At 51.8% G+C, this 19,910-nt stretch carries 16 protein-coding genes; 4 read left to right on the plus strand and 12 right to left on the minus strand.

The window, feature by feature from the left end; genetic code table 11:
• Positions 1-200: 200 nt before the first annotated feature.
• Positions 201-926, plus strand: coding sequence for a hypothetical protein (locus EHT87_RS14895; RefSeq protein ID WP_124907446.1), 726 nt, complete (start codon positions 201-203; stop codon positions 924-926).
• Positions 927-1,014: 88 nt separating this feature from the next.
• Here the strand turns inward: EHT87_RS14895 and EHT87_RS14900 are convergent, their stop codons facing one another.
• Entirely contained in the window at positions 1,015-4,179 is a 3,165-nt protein-coding gene (locus EHT87_RS14900; protein ID WP_124907447.1) for an efflux RND transporter permease subunit, read from the minus strand.
• 15 nt (positions 4,180-4,194) lie between these two features.
• Positions 4,195-5,343: an efflux RND transporter periplasmic adaptor subunit gene (locus tag EHT87_RS14905; RefSeq protein ID WP_124907448.1), complete on the minus strand. Its 1,149-nt coding sequence runs from the start codon at positions 5,341-5,343 to the stop codon at positions 4,195-4,197.
• Between the two features lie 127 nt (positions 5,344-5,470).
• On the opposite strand from EHT87_RS14905, the gene EHT87_RS14910 reads away from it, so the two are divergent.
• Entirely contained in the window at positions 5,471-5,857 is a 387-nt protein-coding gene (locus EHT87_RS14910; protein ID WP_124907449.1) for a DUF1801 domain-containing protein, read from the plus strand.
• 133 nt (positions 5,858-5,990) lie between these two features.
• Here the strand turns inward: EHT87_RS14910 and EHT87_RS14915 are convergent, their stop codons facing one another.
• From EHT87_RS14915 to lpxK, 6 genes are all read right to left on the minus strand, one after another.
• A complete protein-coding gene (locus EHT87_RS14915) occupies positions 5,991-6,836 on the minus strand; it encodes a phytanoyl-CoA dioxygenase family protein (protein ID WP_124907450.1) in 846 nt (281 codons plus the stop codon).
• 301 nt (positions 6,837-7,137) lie between these two features.
• On the minus strand, positions 7,138-10,095 hold the full coding sequence (locus EHT87_RS14920; RefSeq protein ID WP_124907451.1) for a PD-(D/E)XK nuclease family protein: 2,958 nt from the start codon (positions 10,093-10,095) through the stop codon (positions 7,138-7,140).
• Between the two features lie 176 nt (positions 10,096-10,271).
• On the minus strand, positions 10,272-10,862 hold the full coding sequence (locus EHT87_RS14925) for a MiaE family protein (protein ID WP_124907452.1): 591 nt from the start codon (positions 10,860-10,862) through the stop codon (positions 10,272-10,274).
• Positions 10,859-11,806, minus strand: a complete 948-nt coding sequence (locus EHT87_RS14930; RefSeq protein WP_185716234.1) for a DUF1835 domain-containing protein — start codon at positions 11,804-11,806, stop codon at positions 10,859-10,861. The genes EHT87_RS14925 and EHT87_RS14930 overlap by 4 nt, the downstream gene beginning before the upstream one ends.
• An 8-nt stretch (positions 11,807-11,814) precedes the next feature.
• Positions 11,815-13,821 carry a putative porin gene (locus tag EHT87_RS14935; RefSeq protein WP_124907454.1) on the minus strand — a complete coding sequence of 669 codons (2,007 nt, stop codon included), beginning with the start codon at positions 13,819-13,821 and terminating at the stop codon, positions 11,815-11,817.
• A 90-nt stretch (positions 13,822-13,911) separates the two neighbouring features.
• Positions 13,912-14,964 carry a tetraacyldisaccharide 4'-kinase gene (gene lpxK, locus EHT87_RS14940; RefSeq protein WP_229321113.1) on the minus strand — a complete coding sequence of 351 codons (1,053 nt, stop codon included), beginning with the start codon at positions 14,962-14,964 and terminating at the stop codon, positions 13,912-13,914.
• A 103-nt stretch (positions 14,965-15,067) separates the two neighbouring features.
• Between lpxK and menC the strand changes: the two genes are divergently transcribed.
• Positions 15,068-16,177 (plus strand): o-succinylbenzoate synthase, encoded by a 1,110-nt coding sequence (menC, locus tag EHT87_RS14945; protein WP_124907456.1) that lies wholly within the window; start codon positions 15,068-15,070, stop codon positions 16,175-16,177.
• A 1-nt stretch (position 16,178) separates the two neighbouring features.
• On the opposite strand, the gene EHT87_RS14950 is transcribed toward menC, so the two are convergent.
• From EHT87_RS14950 to EHT87_RS14965, 4 genes are all read right to left on the minus strand, one after another.
• Complete coding sequence (locus EHT87_RS14950) at positions 16,179-16,643, minus strand: DoxX family protein (protein WP_124907457.1); 465 nt, start codon at positions 16,641-16,643, stop codon at positions 16,179-16,181.
• Between the two features lie 70 nt (positions 16,644-16,713).
• Positions 16,714-17,298 (minus strand): Crp/Fnr family transcriptional regulator, encoded by a 585-nt coding sequence (locus EHT87_RS14955; RefSeq protein WP_124907458.1) that lies wholly within the window; start codon positions 17,296-17,298, stop codon positions 16,714-16,716.
• Positions 17,299-17,303: 5 nt separating this feature from the next.
• Positions 17,304-18,203: an oxygen-dependent coproporphyrinogen oxidase gene (gene hemF / locus EHT87_RS14960; protein WP_124907459.1), complete on the minus strand. Its 900-nt coding sequence runs from the start codon at positions 18,201-18,203 to the stop codon at positions 17,304-17,306.
• Between the two features lie 125 nt (positions 18,204-18,328).
• Positions 18,329-18,955, minus strand: coding sequence for an AlbA family DNA-binding domain-containing protein (locus tag EHT87_RS14965; RefSeq protein WP_124907460.1), 627 nt, complete (start codon positions 18,953-18,955; stop codon positions 18,329-18,331).
• Between the two features lie 370 nt (positions 18,956-19,325).
• Between EHT87_RS14965 and EHT87_RS14970 the strand changes: the two genes are divergently transcribed.
• Complete coding sequence (locus EHT87_RS14970; protein ID WP_124907461.1) at positions 19,326-19,730, plus strand: hypothetical protein; 405 nt, start codon at positions 19,326-19,328, stop codon at positions 19,728-19,730.
• The last annotated feature ends 180 nt before the right edge of the window (positions 19,731-19,910 follow it).

Genomic DNA, 19,910 nt, shown 5'->3' on the forward strand with positions numbered 1-19,910 from the left:
TGTAGATCCGGTAGCTAAGGCCGATAGCCGATCCGTGCCCCGCCTTCGAGGGGATTTACGGATCGGCTATCGGCTATTTTTCAGGTAGATTTGGCGGTTTTCCCATGAAACTACCTGATAAACAAAACAGGTACTACTACGCTGTTTACGAATACGTTATCTGCCTACTTTTGAGGAGTTAACCAACAAAAAAACAGCTTATGAAAACCCTTCAGTATTTTTGCATCATGATCGTTTGTTGTGTTGTATTCTGTTCCTGTAAGACAACGTATATTCTAAGATCGACCTTTGAAAGTGATGCCATTAATGCCCTTCCCAACAAGACCTTGCCGGGTGATCCCAGTGGAGACGCCCTCGAATACAGTTCGCAGCTGGAACCCCGGCTGAAGGTGGTGTCACTGGCCGGAAAGAAGTCGCTTCAATTCAGCCAGTCAACCGCACCCGGTCTTACGGCTTTCAACCAATGGATTACTTTCAGGGGAGTTTCCACTGATTTTACGCAGACGGTCTGGTATTACTATACAGCCACGCAGAAGAGCGCCACTGGCGGTTATGTACTGGTGGAGGTGGCCGATGGCTCGGCGGGGATCATTGCCCGGTTAACCATTAACGCCAATGGCGAGGTGTCATTGTTACGCAATTTAACCACGCAGGAGCAGGAGGTCATCGGAACCATTCCCGAAGGCGTATCGCATACCGTGATTTTTACGGTCAACATGGCTGCCAGCAAATACAACGTAACCATCCTGAAAAGCGCCGGTGAAACCATCACGGCAACGGACAGAACCGTCGTATTGGGTAAGGGAGTAGCCTACGCCAACCCGGCGCGGCCAACCCTGAATTTCCGGTATGAGAACGGCGAAACCAATGCCCGGCAATATAGCATCGACGAGGTCACGATTTCCCGGGAAAAGCCTAAAATGTAGGTTAGGTTTGGCTACCATTCCAGCGTCAGCGAAACCGGACGCCCTCATTTTAACAACAAAACCGGCCTTAAAGCCGGTTTTGTTGTTCTTAAACTTCTTCTTCGTGTAATTCTTCGCTTTTGCGCCTGACCGGTTTTTCGGGTTCCGGCAGTGGCTGGAGCGGATGATCTTCGTAGGCCGAATTGTCGACGGCTTTAAAGCGCGACATGAACGAATACATGGCCGGAATGACAAAGAGCGTCAGCGCCAGGGAAAACATGATACCGCCCACAATTACAACCCCGAGCGGGATACGGCTTTTGGCAGCCGCCCCAAGTCCCATGGCGATTGGTAAGGCTCCAAAAGCCGTTACCAGACTGGTCATCAGAATCGGCCGGAGACGCAGCGCCGAAGCTTCGATGGCGGCTTCTACTTTGTTCAGCCCTTCTTTTCGTTTCTCGTTGGCGAATTCCACGATCAGAATCCCGTTTTTCGTCACCAGGCCAACCAGCATGATGATGCCAATCTGCGAGAAAATATTGAGCGTCTGATTAAACATCCAGAGTGACACAATGGCACCGGCAATGGCCAGCGGAACGGTCAGCATAATGATAAACGGATCGGTAAAGCTTTCAAACTGAGCGGCCAGAATCAGGTAAATCAAGACCAGCGCCAACACGAAAGCAAACATCGTATTCGATGAACCCTCGGCATAATCCCGCGATGAACCGGCCAGGGCCGTCTGGAACGTGTCGTCGAGGGTACGGGCAGCAATGGCCTGCATGGCTTCCACACCGTCGCCAATGGTTTTGCCCGGAGCCAGACCCGCCGATACGGTTGCCGCTTTAAACCGGTTGTAGTGGTACACCTGGGGCGGACTGGATACTTCGGCAAACTTCACCAGGTTATCCAACTGAACCAGATCACCCACATTGTTGCGGACGTAGAAAGACGCCAGATCGACGGGTTCATCACGATCATCGCGCGATACCTGACCGATCACCTGATACTGTTTTCCGTTCATGAGGAAATACGCCAGACGCCGGTTGCTCAAAGCCAGTTGAAGCGTCTGGGCCACATCCTGAACCGACACCCCCAGGCTCGTGGCTTTCTCCCGATCGATGGTGATGTTCAGTTCCGGCTTATTGAATTTCAAGTCGACATCAAAACCCTGAAAAGTCGGATCCTTCTGGACCTCATCCATAAACTTCGGCAGGTTCTTCTGTAATTTCTCAAAACTCAGGTTCTGAATCACAAACTGCACCGGCAGACCACCGCCACCGCCACCACCACCGCGTCCCACCTGAATGGTTTGCTCCTGCGTGGCATTCATCCGCGCTTCGCTGAAGTTCTTTAAATTTTTGCTCAGGTAATCGGTAATGTCCTGCTGCGACCGTTTCCGGTCTTTGGAATCGACCAGGTTGAGGGCTACGAAACCCGAATTGACGGCACCAGCGCCCGAATTACCGGGTGCAATCACGCTGAAGGTAAAATTGATTTCCGGAATCGAGTCCAGTACAAACTGATTGACACGATCCGAAATCCGGCTCATGGCTTCATAACTCGTTCCTTCCGGTGCGGTAATCGGAATCCGGACGCGGCCCCGGTCTTCCAGCGGTGCCAACTCGGATTTCAGCGTCGACCCAATTCCGAAAATCAGGGCGATACAGACGGCCACCAGACCAAAGGCCCAGCGACGGCGACCCATAAAAGAAGTCAGTGCAGAGCGGTACGAATCATCCAGCCACTGGTAGAAAGGTTCGGTTTTCCGGTAAAACCACGACCCTTTTCCGTGGTCTTTGCTCACCAGCTTTACGCTCAGAACGGGCGTCAGCGTCAGGGATACAAAAGCGGAAATCAAGACCGAACTGGCCACAACCACCCCAAACTCCCGGAAAAGCCGCCCGGTAAATCCCTGCAGAAAGATCACCGGCAGAAACACAATGGCCAGGGTGGCGGAGGTTGATATAACGGCAAAGAAAATCTCTTCCGAGCCTTCTTTGGCCGCGCGCTTCAACTCCATACCGCCTTCAATTTTCTTGAATATATTCTCCGTTACCACAATCCCGTCATCCACCACCAGACCCGTTGCCAGAACGATCCCGAGCAGGGTTAAGACGTTGATACTAAAGCCGGAAATGTACATCACGAAAAAGGTACCGATCAGCGATACCGGAATATCGATCAGTGGCCGGATGGAAATCAGCCAGTCGCGGAAGAAGAGATAAATCACAATGACCACCAGCACGAATGCCAGAATAATGGTCTCGCCCACTTCCTCAATCGACTTCCGGATGAAAATGGTCCGGTCGATTCCGTTCCGAATTTTAATATCGGGCGGCAAATCCCGCTTGATATCTTCCAACCGTTTGTTAAACTCATCCGCAATGGCTACGTAGTTGGCGCCGGGCTGAGGAATCATGACCAGAATGGCGCCCGAAGCGTTGTTCTGTTTGGCCGCCGACTCTTCGTTTTCCGGCCCCAATACCGCATAGCCCACGTCTTTGAAACGAACGATCTGATTGGCCGTCTGGCGAAGAATGAGGTTGTTAAAATCTTCCTCGGTGGTCAATCGGCCCGCGGCTTTAACGGTTAATTCCGTATTGTTTCCGTAGATTTTTCCACCCGGCAACTCCACGTTCTGGCGGGTCAACGCATCCTGAATATCCTGAGCGGTCAGGCGGTAGGCCGAAAGTTTGCTGGGGTCGATCCAAAGCCGCATGGCGGGGCGTTTCAGACCAAAGATCATCACCTGACTCACCCCCGGTATGGTTTGCAGGCGTTCCTGCAACACGTTCTCGGCATAATCCGACAACTCCATCGGATTGCGGGTCGTGCTCTGAATCGGCATGAAAATGATCGGATCGGAGTTGGCATCGGCCTTGCTCACCACCGGTGGTGCATCGATGTCCTGCGGAAGCTGTCGTTGCGCCTGAGCTACTTTATCACGAACGTCGTTGGCGGCCCGTTCCAGGTCGGCTCCGAGTTCAAACTCAATGGTGATGTTGCTGCTCCCGAGGGCGCTGTTCGACGAAATCGTCCGAATTCCTTCAATACTATTGAGGGATTTTTCAATCGGTTCCGTAATCTGCGATTCAATGATTTCGGGGTTGGCACCGACGTAGCTGGTCCGAACCGAAATAATCGGCGGATCGATGGCCGGGTACTCGCGAACGCCCAAAAATGTAAAGCCGATGACACCAAACAGAATGATGACGATCGACATAACCATGGCGAAAACGGGTCGCCGAAGGCTTAAAGAAGGTAAACTCATAGGATTAGCTCGTTATTACATACTTGCACTGTTACCGGCCCCGGCCCCTTTTTCGGCCTGACTTTGTCCTGTCAACTTATCAACCTTCGTAATTTTAACCGGCGAGTCGGGGCGTAGAAAGATCAGACCGGTTGTCGCAACGGTATCACCCTGCTGCAACCCCTGGGTAACTTCAACCACACTGGCATTCCGTAATCCAATTTTAACATCTTTGAAAACCGCCTTTCCGTTTTCAATAACAACGACCTGGCTCCCACGGGTTTGCGGAATAACCGACTGGGTTGGTACCACCAGCGCCCGCGAGTTGTTGATGACCAGACTTACCTTGGCAAACGTGCCGGGGCGCAAGTTGGACGAGTTATTATTCACACGCGCCCGAATGCGCAAATTCCGGGTTGCTTCCTCCACGCCCGGCTCGATGGCGTATACCGATCCGTTGAACGTTTTATCCAATCCGTCGATCTGAAATGAAATAACGCTTCCAATTTTTACGGAAGGACTGTATTTCTCCGGAACCGAAAAATCGAGCTTCATGGAATTGGTTTGCTGTAATCTGGCAATCAACGTATTAGGACTCACCACCGCACCCAGACTCACGTTCCGTAAACCAATGGTTCCAGAAAAAGGTGCCCGGATTTCGGTTCGGCGCAGAGCGGCCTTCGTCACCTCAATGTCAGCCAGCGTTCCTTTCAGATTCGTAACGATTACATCATATTCCTGTTGACTAATACCACCGCGCTCCAGCAATTGTTTATTCCGTTCTTCAATTCGGCGGTTATTTTCTTCCAGTGATCTTAATTTCAGCAATTGTGCCTGTAAATCACCGTCGTATAATTTCACCAAAAGGGTCCCCTGACTCACCGAGCGCCCTTCCTGAATGTTCAGTTGAACGATCCGGCCTGAAATTTCGGGGTAAATATCCACTTGCTCAGCGGCAATCAGAGAGCCCGTTGCCACCACTTCATCCTTCAGGTTCTGGGAAGTAACCACGAAAACATTGATCGAAGTTGGCCCACTATTTCCCTTGCCGCCCGCCTGTCCGGCAGGAGCACCTCCCCGACCGCCACCGCCAGATCCGCCCGGTTGCTTTTTGTAAAATTTGTTGTAATAAATGATGCCTCCTAAAACCAGCACCACCAATACTATCGCAATCCACCTTTTCACAGAAATAAATTGTTGAATCGGACGCGGCATTGCGCCCATTGAGAAAGTAACATCAAACTGCGAGCTTACTGTCGGAATCTGATTTTTCAGCTAACTTAGCACCGAAATTACTCCATTACAACAAGCCATGACAGTTGAAGAATACATTAATCGACAAACACCCGAAATTCATCGCCTATTAGACCAAATACGTCGATTAATCTTTGATGCCTCTCCAAAAGTTCAGGAAAAAATTAGCTGGGGCGTGCCTTTTTATTTTCATAAAGGACATCTGTGCTACCTAAATCCCCTCCGAAGTCCGGAAGTCGCCGTTGATATTTGCTTCCTGAGAGGCTACGAACTGGCCAATGAACAGGGCGCACTTGAAGGCCGGGGACGCCGAACCGTCAAGTCATTGATTGTCCAGGCCGATCAGGTAAATGAAGACCTGATCCGGGAATTGTTGCAGGAAGCGATTTTACTCAACGAAACCTCGAAGGAAAAACCGGCTATTTTTCATAAAAAACGCGGTTAAGACCGGTTGATCCGGTTCGTCATCAAAAAAGCACCGCAGATCTACGGTGCTTTTCTGAATCGGGGCCGCTTCGCCCAGTCCGGAATCCCTGCCGTTCATCCATGGCCAGTTCAAAGTTCCTTAACTACGGGCGCTACTCCGCATTTTGCAGACCCCGCCGAATGGCTTCCTCGACCGGATTGTAGCCTCCTTCCGAGCCCTCAATGTTGAGTTCGTTTCTGGTAAAATCAGCGACGGCCGGGTTACTGGCTGAGCCTTCCCGGTTCAACTCATTTCGGATAAACAATGGCGGCTGCGCTAAAAATCGGGGTTCTTTGCCGTGGTGGGGCTGGGCAGCATGAACCAGAAAAGGGTGGCACAGATAAACCGTACCGGCCTTGCCCGTTGCCATCGTCACGTCTCTGTTTGGCAACCCCGCCAGTTGCTGGGCCATTTCCATGAATGAAAGACCGGCTTCACCGGCCGGTTTCAATAGCCGCGCCACGTCCCGATGCGATCCTACGGAAATTCTGGTCGGGGCGTCTTGTTCACCACAATCCGAAAAAAGGAACAACATAAGCAAAGCCCGGCCTCTCGACCGTACATTGATCCGCCACTCCCAATAGTTGGACGGATCACTGCCCGGAAAACCGGCGTCTACGTGCCAGCCCGTATCGCCCGTATCTTCTTTTGACGGAAAACGAACCGGAAAAGTGCCCAGACTCCTACAGGGAATCCACCTTCCCCGACCAACCAGCTGGTCAAAAGCCCGATGGAGAAGGGCCGTATTGGCGGCCTGCACAAAAGGCTCCTGCGAATACATGCCCAGCCGGATCACCGGTTTAGTCCAGGTTGCAGAATCATCCGGATCACAATCCAGATCTTTCCAAAGAATGTTTCGTACTTCCCGGGCAATTTCTGAGGAAAAAGCATTATCGATGCGAACAAAACCATCCCGGATAAACTCGTCGATTTGTTTTTGATTCAAAACGTCTTTCATAAGTGGTAGTCAAACCAATTGAATGTGAGGATCTTCTGAAGAATCGTGCGGATGCGGGCGAACCAGCCAGCGCACCCGGAAAAGTGCAAAGCCAAGTAGCCCGGCGCAGAAAAACCGGCTCCGGCCTTGATTCAGCGCGTAATCTGACGATAAAGACAATAGGGAAACGGGCCTCCAAAAAGGCAGGATGTCAGAGCGACATTCGAAAGGAGTCTTACAGCGTTGGTGCCATTCTCATGGGGGCAAATTTCTGTCAAAATTTCAACTTTCCCAAGAAATGGAACGATAAAGCGGTTTTCGGTTACCGGCCACACAGCTTGCGGTAATCACACCATTCGCAGATCTTTTTATCACTGGTTTTTTGAAAAGGCTGGGTAGGATCGAACAAATCGGCAATAATTTTCCGGAGATGCCCTTCCGTTTGGCTCACGAACTCTTCCGGCGTTCCCAAATACAGCTTGTTTTCCATAAAACCGCCTTCCAGGTTTCGGAACGAATAAAAACCGGCGACAACTTTGGTCGTTGTGCCATCGATCCATTCATTGCCAAACTGCAATCCCTTGTTTTGCAGCATCTTTTTATAGACCAGATACTGGTAAAGCCACAACTGGCGCGCCTTGTCTTTCTGCGCATCGCTCAACAGGAGTTCCATCGTTCTGACGTCCGCATCCCGGGCTTCGATCTTCCCGGTTTTGTAGTCGGCTACCCGAATCAACATCGAACCGTCCGGCTGGCGAATCCGCTCGACCCGGTCGATTTTCCCGGCAATCCGGATGCGTAACGGCCCCATAGACGTTTCGACCTCCAGTTCGGTATCCCACTCCTCTTCCGTTTGCAAAACCTCCAGCGTAGTCCCGTATCGTTCGATCTGCAAGCTGTTGAAACGCACCATCAGGTCTTCGGCAACCCGGTACAACAAGCGGTTCATGCCCGACTCCGTGACCCGATTGACAAACGTTTCTTCGTATTTTATCTTCAGCTTTTCAATCACCAGCTCGGTCGTTACCACCTCCCCGATCATTCGGTGTTCCTGGTCGAGAGCCTCCAGGGTGTTGTGAATCCACTGGCCAAATTCGGCCGCATCCATGTCGTCGCTGACTTCGTCATCTTCCGGCATGTTGATCACCCGGCTGAAGTAATATTTGAGCGAGCAGCTCATGAAATTATTCAGCGACGTCGGATATATCCCGCCGAACACCCGGTTTTTTGACGGATTGAATTTACCCATCAAATCGTTCCGCAGCTTGGCCAGAATAGCCTCGCTTTTCGGAATTTCGAGCGTATCGAACGGCAGGAGTGCGGTCTTTTTATCAGCCGCCTGTCCAAAGCGCACGGTAGGGTAACTAATGGTCACCCGGCCGCCGGAAGCCGGAACCAGTTCGTGTTCAATCTGACGTATTAACCGGCTTTTTTCGCCCTTGCTCGTGCCGTAGGCGTCGGCCGACGTTACGTACAGCAGCGAAACCTGTTTCGCCCGTTGCAGCAGCCGGTAGAAGTGGTACGACATAACCGACTCCTGATCCTGATAAGTCGGTAGTCCCACTTCGACGCAGGCATCGAACGGAATGAGCGAATTGAGTTTTCTCGATTGCGGCAGAATGCCTTCATTCACCGACAGAATAATCAGGTGATCGAAGTCCAGCGCCCGGGTTTCGAGCATTCCCATCACCTGCAGGGCGCTGCCCCCTTCGCTTTCGAAGGGGATGCTGGTCTGGCGAATCAGTTCATACAAGAATTGCTTTAAACTCTTGATGGTCACCAGTTCATTCCGTTGTTCGCGTTCGAGCGTCGTTTCCAGTTGCCGCAGCAGGTTCTGAAATAAATACAGGTATTCGGTTTCGATCGCGTCCTGCTGGCGGGTATATACTTCTTTCAGAACGTCGATCAAGGCATAAAACTGACGAATAACGACCAACGGTTTGTCATCGGGCCAACGGCGAAACAGCACCTGAAACAGCGGATCGTTTTCCCCCATCGCTAGCAACTGTTTTTCGTCCAGATAAACGAGGTTGTCAGTTGTAATGGTCGCAATCGTTTTCTGAATAATCCGGGGTGAAGCGGCACTGGATGTCGATAAACCCGTTTGCTCATACTGCCGGATAAAGGGATGATTCAGCACTTTGACGACGTGCCGGTGATTGAATTTCGGGATAAAAACCGTGCCGCTACCGTCTTTTTTCTGAAAAGCGGCCACCGTTCGCTGCATTTCGAACAAGGCATCGATGAGCGTAAACAGGTTCGAATTCTGCAACGAAAGCCCCATCGTCACGTTCAGTTCCGTCACCGAACCGCCGAGCGAATACAATACCGGCAGCAACAACGTTTCGTCGCCCAGAATCAACGCCGTCGTGTCCGTATCCGGCTCTGAACCAGCCCGTTGCTGGTAGATTTGACTGGCTACTTTGGCCTGCATACTGGCGTTGGGTACGCCAATGACCTGAATGTGTTTGGGTGAGTCGGTGAGCAATTTTTCTTCCCAGGTCCAGGGGCCGCTCCAGCCGGCGGCTTTGTAACTCCGCAGCATCTTTCCGGCTTCCTGCCGTTTCGATTGCATGTAATACGTGTCGGTGTCCCAGAGCATCTCCGCTTTCTGCGCCTTCACCAGCGTTTTGACGATCTGCTCTTCCGACCGGCTCAGGGCGTTAAACCCCACGAAATACAGTTTTTCGTAGGCCGGATTGTCACGCACCAACTCCTCGATCTGATCGGCCAGCAACCGATACGCCATGCCGCGATAGGCCCAGCCTTTGGCCAGCAGCCGCTCGTGCAGGGCTTCATAGGCGGTTTGCAGATTTTCGAATAATTTGAAATACCGCTGCGTGCCGACGGTTTCGAGTTTGGGCGTGCGACCGTCGGGCAGTTCGAGTCGCCACCGTTCGAGGGCTTTGGCCGCCGTCATGTAACTGAACAGCTCCGAAGGCGAAATCATGTACTGGTCGATGCGGTCGAAATCGGTAAGCAGAACACTCGCCCAGTTCAGAAAACGGCCAAATTCCAGCGATTCATCGATTTCCCTGAAGACTTCAAATAATTCAAACAGCAGACTTACCGGGTCGATCAGCAGCACGCCCGCACTCTGCATGATAAAGTCATCGACGGCCAGGACGTGGGGCGACAAAAACGGCGTATCGGCGTGTTGGCTAAGGTGTTGCTGAAAGGTAGAAACCGCCCGGCGGGTGGGCACAATCACCCACACGTTGTCCATCCGCGTTTCGTGGCGTTGGAAGATGTGCGTGGCAACCTGACTTAAAAATGACATTGACTGGTGCTGGATACAGGCTGTAATTCAGTATCCAGTTTGTTCGATTGAATATCCTTCCATCCCTTAAAGGCGACCTCGACACGGCATCATCCCGATTCAAAAGTCTCTTTCAGGGGGTTTAGGGATAAATGTATAGCCAAAAATACGTCAAAAATGACGGCTTTCCAACCCGATCAGTGAAACCGGTCGCCCCGAATTTCCAGCGTTTTCATAATCTGCGCTTCGGCTTCCAGCAGTTCCTTCCAGCGTTGCCGCACCTGCGCTTTTGGCCGGTATTCTTCCGCCAGTTCGATAAAATTGCGGTAATGCCCGGCTTCCGAAATCATCAGTTCGCGGTAGAATTTCCGTAGATTTTCATCCGTCAGATTTTCCGAAAGCAGTTTAAATCGCTCGGCACTCCGGGCTTCGATGAGGGCATTCAGCAGCAGTTTTTCCATCAACTGCTCGTTGCGGTCACTGGGTTTTCGCAGAATCTGTTGCAATTGAAAAACGTATTCGTCCCGGCGCGGACGTCCCAGCGGAATATTCCGTTTATGCAGTTCTTTCAAAACCCGCTGAAAATGGCCCCATTCTTCGGCCACAACCGGTGTCAGCACGTCGACCAGCTTCTGATGTTCGGGATACTGAACAATGAGCGAAATGCACGACGATGCGGCTTTTTGTTCGCAAAATGCGTGGTCGATCAGGATTGCGCCGAGGTTCATTCCGGCAATGTCCACCCAGCGCGGATCAGAAGGCAGTTCTAAACCCAGGGTTGTGATCATCGCTCCGTCAATTTCTCTTCTTCCCGGTCCCATCGATACGGCGAATCGGCGGTTTGGTAAAAACCGCCCAGCCAGCGTTCCACCGGGTTGAGCACCCGTCGGCCGGCAATCACGTCGGCACCGGCTTCGGTCAGACTCAGGCCGTCGTCGGTATACGCCCAAAGTTTGCCATTCAATTGGCGAATCGTTCCCGCCACGCTCAGATCCGTGATTCCATAAACGCGGTCCTGCTGCAAAAACCGCCCGATCAGACGGTCTTCGGGCAGGGGCCCTTCCATCAAAAACGCGGTGAGCAAGTGCTCGATCAGATTCAGGTTATTGTCGGTGAATGGAAACCGCTGCAAATGAAGAATCAAGGCGGTTCTCAGAAACCGCAAACGGCCGAAATCCGCATCCAGCAGGTTTTGAACCGCCAGCGGCTGTGGTCCGGCATACGCATTCCAGACCTGCACCGCCCGATCGAGTTCCTGACGTGTCAGCTCTTCGGCCTGTAAAAACAGGGTCGCCAGTTGGGCGCTGTTCAGTTGGCCGATGCCCTTAAAAAACGGCACTCCCGGAAAAGAATCGACCGAAACCAGTTTGATTTTAGTCGTTGCCAGCGGGTGTTGGGCCAGTTGCGCCAGCAGAAAAACGAGGTTGATCTGGCAGAATAAATCGTGTTCGAACCAGAGGTAGATTTCGTCATAATCCGCCGGATTGGCCAGTTTTTCAAATTCCCGGACCACCAGTTGATCATAATCGGCCGGCTGGTCAGCCGTTGCGTTGTGCCAGGCCCGGCGAATGTCCCAAAGTTCGGTTACGGAGCGCACATCCGCCTTGACGGGTCCTTCCGACAGGGCTTCCCGCCAGATAACCACGCTGGCCGGATCGGGTTGGCCCACGAGGTTCGATTCGGCAAATGCCCCGGCGGTGGCGTCGCCGTTGAGAATATGTACGGTTTTCACAGTCAGATTTAGTCGAATAACAACCAATGAACTCCAAACGAAATCGCCCGGTTGGCGGTTCGAAAATAAGGTGCACTGTAATAAAACTGATTGAACAGACCCTGGTTGGCGTTCGCCATTTTCACAAAAAGCCGCACCCGGTTGATCCGGAAATTGGCAAACGGTTCGGCCATGATGTAATCGCCCAGCCGGGTTTCATTTTGCAAATGATATTGCTGCGTGAGTGGCATGTACTGATCGGCGTAATAGGCGGATTTGTAATGAAACTGAAACCCTGCCAGCACGTACAACTTCTTGAATAACAGAAAATTATATTCCAGGCGCAGATTACCCAGTAAAGTAGGAATCCGCAGTACATCGCCGTTCGAAACCAGGGTATAATACGCCTGCCCCAGGGCCGTAAACTTCCCCGCGCTGAACCGAAATTCCAGACTCGTCCGCAGAATGCTGAACGCACTCGAAAGCTGTTGCGGAACCCCGGCCGTATCGAAATAAATATAATTTGTCAGCAGGTAATAATCCAGGCCGGGACTCAACGCCAGTTTTCCAAGCTTGACATTCAACTGACCATACGCGTGCTGCGTGCCGCGCAAATCAAACCGCGACGACAACCGGTCCTGGTGATCCCATTGGTACATATTACTGATATACCGGGTTTGAATCAGGGTTGGCGAGGCAAATACGCTCTCGTAACCGGCCGTTAGCAGCCGGCTTTCCAGGCGGCCCTGAAGCCGGAAATCCCGCCCGACCAAATACTCCACTTCGGCGGTTGCCCGCGTCAGGCTATCCGGGAAATAATACCCCAGCCAACCGCCCACAAACGTTTCGAGCCGGCTGCTTTTAAAGCTCGAATCCGGCAAAAACCGCCCTACATTGAATTTATTGGTATAGCCATAATACCGGTTTCGGAGCCAGGCGCGGTAATTGAAAGCCGACCCCCGGGTCGAAAACTGACCTTTTATCCCAATCTGATTCTCCAAAAGTCGAAAAAGCGTGGTTTGACGGGTTTCCAGCGTGTCGAAATAAACACGGGGATAGAAGGTCTTCCGATCCAGATCCGACCGAAAACCGGACGCCAATTCGGTGTCTGTAAACCGGTAACTCTGGGCCCGAAAGTCGATGGTATTGTAAATCTGAAACGCCGTATCGAGCACATACTGCTGATAAAGATGCAGATCGTTGCGGACTTCGTGGGATTTGGCGCCCGTCAAAACGGGTTTCCGTTCCAGATTGGTATTGGCCACCGTGCTGGTGTCAGATGGTTCGATGAGCTCGCCCTTGTCGACCGACCGGTGGTTGATGTTGTTGTAATGGGCCAGTAGCGTGTATTTATCGTTTCGGGAACGGTAATTGGTATGAACGACAAAATTCCAGTTTTCAGTCAGCCGCTGCGTGCCGGTATTGGTGGCCACCCGGGCGGGAAACAGATCATCCGACGTCATCCGTTGTAAATTAAATCCAAGGTTCCAGCGGGCGTGGACGTTTTGCGTAAAGTCGAAATTGATGATGTTTTGCCCGAGTCCGCCCAGCACCAGATCCATGTTGGTATACGGTGACCGGGTGTCGAAATACCGGACGGTTTGCGTCTGATAGCCGTATAAGCCGTAGGCGGAAAGACCCGTTTGCGAACCAATGCCGGGCGTCTGGTAATAGACCGGTCGCAAAGCCGTGCCCAGATACCCCAAATCGACGTAAAGATTATTGTTCCGGTTGACGTAGTTGGCCTGATGAATTCCTTCCAGCGTTGTATCGATCGCAAAAAGCGTTTTCCGGTTGTTGAATACATCACTTTCCAGAAAATAGCGTGTCGTTTTAGGACCGTAAATCATTTTCGTTGAGTCATCGAGAATGGCCCCACCGGCGTTGGCACCCTTTCCGCCCGTCGTCGTGGGTTGCCCGCCCGTCCGGTTGCCACCCTGGGGAAACTGCGGTATTCGGGTGGGCAGCTGCGCCGAAGCCGGACTGATAAACCAAAATAACAGGATACTTAAACTAAGTATATGAAGTCGGGTCATAGTGTCAGAACTGGGATTCCGCCAATTTATTGATTCGCGGTGATTACTTTTTGCGGTTATTAGGTTTTTTTAACAAGCGTAGTCGTCGGGTCAATCGCGTTCGTGCTTACGCGCCAGAACCATTTTCCGAAACTCCTCTTCGCCGTCCAGAAAGTTCACCTCAATCGGCAAGTACTGAAAAGTTGACCTATCGGCACCGGTTTCAGCCAGCAAGGGGGCCAGTTTTACAAAATCCTTTTCAGTGGTCAAAACCGTGCTCCCCGGCGGCAAGGCCCGGCGAATCCGTTCCAGATCACCGGCGGTGTAGGGGTGGTGATCGGCAAACCGCAGATGACGCACGAGCGAAAAATGCTTTCTGACGTAGTTCTCCAACGGTTCGGGTCGGGCAATTCCGGAAACCAATACCACCGGTTTTTGTATTTCGTTCCGGTCGTCCGGCTTCGACGTGGTGAAATCCACCGGGAGGCCGTACCGAATAGCGGTAAAAAAAACCGGTACATCTGCCCGCCCATAGGCCCGGATGTGTTCCCGGATCGTTTTTTGTTCCGCCAAATCCAGCTCATCGGGGCATTTGGTGACGAGCACCACATCCGCCCGTTGGGCCCCGCGCCGTCGTTCGCGCAACCGCCCGCCCGGAAAGGGCCGATCCCGATAAAACGGGCGGTTATAATCCATCAACAGCAAATTCAGGTGCGGCTGAACGGCCCGGTGCTGAAAAGCATCATCCAATATAACCAGCTGGAGATCAGGCTCCGCCAGCAATAACCTCGGAATGGCTTCGGCCCGTTTTTCTCCAACACTGACAATCACCTCGGGTTGATTCGGCAGGCGGATTTTCCCGTGTTTCCGATACAGCAGCAGGGGTTCATCCCCGACCGAATCGGCGGTATCTCCATCAGTGACAATCCGAAAGCCGCGCGTCTTCCGGCCATACCCCCGACTCAACGTAGCGATTGGACCGGCCTTTTTAAACACACTCACCAGGTAATCGACGTGTGGCGTTTTGCCGGTTCCACCAACGGTCAGGTTGCCTACACCAATGGTATAGATAGGCGGTCTTAATATGGTGGTAATATTCCTGTCATACAGAAAGTTACGTAGATCAGTAATACCGCCGTATAACCAGCTCAGTGGGTTCAGCAAATGCGTAAGCACTAAATTTTAAGTAATAATTTATTAACAAGCATATCCAGTAACACCCAAAATTACTACTTTTAATGGTGAATGCCCTCTCTACGCCCTTACTATGAGTCTCAAGGCCGATTTTTTGAAATACACACTGCATTTTACGTTCGAGGCCGGAACGTCACGAGGCATTTTAACCCAGAAAGACAGTTATTTTATTCGCATCAGCGACGACGAAGACCCGTCGGTGGTTGGGTGGGGCGAGTGCGCCCCGCTACGGGGGTTGAGCATCGATGACCGACCCGATTTTGCCGAACAACTGCGCCATACCTGCGAGTTGTTCAACCAGTTGGACCTTCAGCTTTTTCACTGGAACATCCCGATTGTTCTCCAGCTTATCAGTGATCGGTTGCCATCGATTCAGTTTGGATTTGAGACGGCGATGCACGATTACATCAACGGCGGACAACGAACGATTTTTGACACTGATTTTGTCACCGGTGCCAAAGAAATTCCAATCAATGGGCTGGTGTGGATGGGAAAGCCGGATTTTATGCGCCGACAGATCGAGGAAAAACTCGAAGCCGGTTATACCACCATTAAATTAAAAATTGGTGCGATTGATTTTCAGCAGGAATGCGCCCTGCTCGAATCCATCCGTTCCCGTTTCAGCGCTGATCAGATTACGGTACGCGTCGATGCCAACGGCGCCTTCAGTCCAACGGAGGCTCTGGAAAAACTCCATCAGCTGGCCGTTTACGACCTGCATTCCATCGAGCAACCCATCCGTCAGGGGCAACCCGAGCTGATGGCGGAACTCTGCCGCCAGTCACCCCTACCGATTGCGCTCGACGAAGAACTGATCGGTCACATGGAATATGTCGATAAAATGCGGTTATTGAAAAAGCTCCAGCCGCAGTACATCATCCTGAAACCCACGCTGTTAGGCGGATTCATTCATTGCACCCAGTGGATCGAAATTGCCAACCGGCTCGGCATTGGGTGGTGGATTACTTCCGCACTCGAATCGAACATTGGCCTGAACGCCATTGCACAATATACCGCCCAATTTAAAAACCCGCTTCCGCAGGGCCTGGGAACCGGACAACTCTACCGCAACAACATCGAAAGCCCGCTGACGATTGAACACGGTTTTTTAAAGACCGATCTTTCCAAGGCCTGGAATCTGGAGGTGCTGGCCAGCGGCCGGGGTGTTCGGATCGAAGGGTAATTCAGGCTGCTTTTTCCTGACGCAACGCACTCCACCAAATCCAGGCGATGTACAACGGCTGAAACAACAAGCGTGACCAGACATACCAGGGGGAAGCCGGTAAACCACCGGGCGGAGGTAACTGGTTGAGGGCCACATGGATGTTTGCAGGAAACATCAGAACCAGCAGCCCAATCAGTCCCCAGGCCGCCAGTCTCCGAAAACGGGGCAGCAACAGCCCCACTCCTCCGGCTATTTCGGCCATTCCGCTGATGATCACCAGGTGATGCGCGTAGGGTAGCCAACCCGCCACCATGTATTCCATTTTTTCGGGGGTCACCAGGTGCGAAATTCCAATCAGTGTAAAAGCCAGCGCTGCGGCTATGCGGCCTTTTCTGGCCGGCGAAGCCAGTTCCTGCCGGAAGGCGAAGCGGGAAATGAGCCAGAGAGCCGCCCAGAGCGATAGAAGTAACAGAAAGAAAGCCATAGTTTGGTCGAATGGTCTATGGCAAAAGTAGAACGGTAATTTCGGCGTAAAAATGACATAGGTTAGGAAATCACGGCATCACCTGCTTGCGGATCCGGCTCAAACTTTCCGGGTGGATTCCCAAATAGGATGCAACGGTTTTGACCGGAAGCTGCTGAATCAGAGCGGGTTGTTTTCGCATCAGATCCAGATACCGCTCTTCGGCGGTCTGGCTTAAAAACTGAATTTCGCGCTGCGTCCGGGCAATATACAGCCCCTCGGCCAGCAGCCGTCCGACTTTGTTGCTCTCGTCCCGTCTGGCATACAATTCCTGCAAAACCTGGTGAGGAATCCGGAGTGTTTTGGTTGGAAAGAGCGCCTGAATGAAGATCTGCGAAGGTTTTCGGGTTAGAAAAGACATGTAGGACGACACAAAATGGTCGGCAAACCACAAATCCAGGCACTTTTCGCGTCCTTCGTTCACAAAAAAAGAAGACGTTCCCCCTTCCAGAATAAAATACAGGTAATTTTCGACCTCCCCTTCCCGGATCAGAAAGCTTTTTTTGGGATATTCGGCGTATTCGAATGCGGAAATAAAGGGCTCCCACTGCTCCGGTTTCTGCCCGATGATACCGTTCATATACCGTTGAAGCCGGGCGAGGTAGTCTGGATTCATAGTTTTCAGACCCAATCAATTCCTTTTTTCAGCGAGCGCAGCGTTTCCGCTTCCCGACTACCCGGTTCGGGCTGGTAGTCATACACCCAGTTGGCTTGCGGAGGCATACTCATCAGAATGGACTCGGTCCGTCCGTTCGTTTCCAAACCGAATTTGGTACCCCGATCCCAAACCAGATTAAACTCCACATACCTTCCCCGGCGCAGCATTTGCCACGTTTTCTCGGTTTCGCCAAAAGGCAGATCCCGGTTTTTCCGCATGAAATGCGTGTAAATGGGCGCGAAAGAGTTGCCGATTTCCTGAACAAAGGCGAACAAAGCGGCCTTGTGATCGTCATCAGCCGGGCGCAGGTAATCGAAGAAAATACCGCCAATACCGCGGGTTTCCGACCGGTGGCGAATGAAAAAATAGTCGTCAGCCCAGGCTTTGTAGCTGGAATAATAGCCGGAATCATGCCGGTCGCAGGCGGTTTTTAACTGCTCATGAAACCAGCGGGCATCGTCGGCATCGACGTAATGCGGAGTCAGGTCGATACCGCCCCCAAACCAGCACTCGCCCGTACTGAGTTCAAAATACCGGACGTTCATGTGGATGATCGGTACCATCGGGCTGCGCGGGTGAATGACGATGGACACCCCCGTGGCGTAGAAATCAGCGGGTTGCGTCGTATTCATCTGCTTGAGCACCATCTCGGAAGCCGGGCCATGAACGGCCGAAAAAAGCACCCCGCCTTTTTCAATCACGGCGCCGTTCTGGATAATTCGCGTACGGCCTCCCCCACCCTCGGCACGTTCCCAAAGGTCTTCGTGGAAACGCCCGCTTCCATCGGTCTGTTCGAGGGCCTGGCAGATCCGGTCCTGTAATCCGGTAAAAAAATCAGTGATCGTTTGTTTATCGACAGCCATTCGGGGATGATGCGGTTTTTCGGGGGCAAAGATACACGGACCGTCGGACTTTAGGCCGGGCGATTCGTACTAAAAGGCTTCCACCTCAACGGACCAGGCACTCACGGACCCAAGGCCGGCGTACGTCATTCCGTAATTTTCAACGAAAATCGCACGGGCCGGGGCTTGTCAACCATCAACAGCAACCCCTGCTGAGTGAGTTGGTGGAGCAATTTGCTGGCCCGGTATTCGGAAATGTTGACCAGTTGGGCGTATTGCTTGGCGGTAATGGAGTCGGCTTTGCGCAGCGTCTGAATCAAATTGCGGACATTCGATGATTGCAACAGCTGACCATCGGGCGTGGTCTGGTTATTCAGAATCAGTTTGTTCGTCGGAACCGATTTATCTTTGGTCCGGACATAAATCGTACGCTTCCCTTTTTCGTCGATGGCATAATGCGGTTTCAGGTCACTTTCCGCCACTTCGATCAGAATGACTTGCCGCCCCACCTGGTCGATCACTTCGTAGCTCACCGAAATTGCCGGATCGATCAGAAAATCGGTGGCTTTTTCAATCTTTTGCATTTCGTACAATTCCGATTCGACTCCCGACACCCGCCCATCGTCCGACACCCCGATGATGAGCAAGCCCCCCGACGTATTGGAAAAAGCGGTCAGGGTGCGCGCAATGCGATAGGCGGTGTGGATGGTTGATTTAAACTCGAGCCGGGTTCCTTCGCCCTGGGCAATCAACTCGGTGAGGTTATAGCGCATACTCTCCTAAACTGGTTTATACCGGGATTTTGTTCGCCAATTCAAAAATCCAGGTGCCGCTCCGGGTGCGATTTTCTAGTATGGGTATCAGGCATTTATTCCACTAATTACAAAAAATCGCAGTTCATACGTCAAAATCTCCCCTTATTTTAAAATTTATCACCCTATATTTGATTGAGTTCACTATATAATGCGATAGATAATCCACATAAAGCCCGGTTGCATTTGCAGCCGGGCTTTGTAGTTTTTCCGAAAATTGGCCATTATTGCGTCCATTCTATCGGTACCTATCCGCACGACCGTGTACCGGTTGACTTTCCTGTTCAGCCGACTGCCGAAGCTGAACGCCAATCCATCGACTCTGATTCGTATGAAACGACTTTATTTGTGTTTTCTGCTAACGGCTGTTGCCTGTCAGCCAAGTAAAAATGATGAAAAAGACCAACCCAACGCCTATCGCGATCTGTTGATCGACCGGATGATCTGGAAAAAGAGCGAGGTTGCCAACCCGCAGGAAAAACCGACAAACCGGCATTGGTTTACCCTGACCAACACATCCGAAACGTATTTATACCGGCAAATCGAGGTGCGGTTTGATTATTTTGACAGCAAATACCACAAGATCAGCTCCTCAAAAACGACAATCGACAAGGCCCTCGGGCCACGGGAAGCCCTGTCACTTGGTGAAATTGAGGACGGTCCGGTTAATCCAACAGCCCATTCGGCAACCGTCACCGTTGTGAAGGCGAAGTCTGAACGGGCGAAGCCGGACTAACCGATCCGGTGGTCTGTCACTTTAAATACAGATTTAGAGCGTGTTTATTACTCCCTGACAATGAGTAAGATAAAAAATAATTAAAAAAATATCCCCAAAAAAAGGTGATAATTTCTACTTAGGCCCCTCTTATAGATGAAGGAATGCACTTGTATTTCCTTTTAATTAATAGAGATTGGT

The organism is Larkinella knui (assembly GCF_003858645.1).
GTDB lineage: Bacteria > Bacteroidota > Bacteroidia > Cytophagales > Spirosomataceae > Larkinella > Larkinella knui.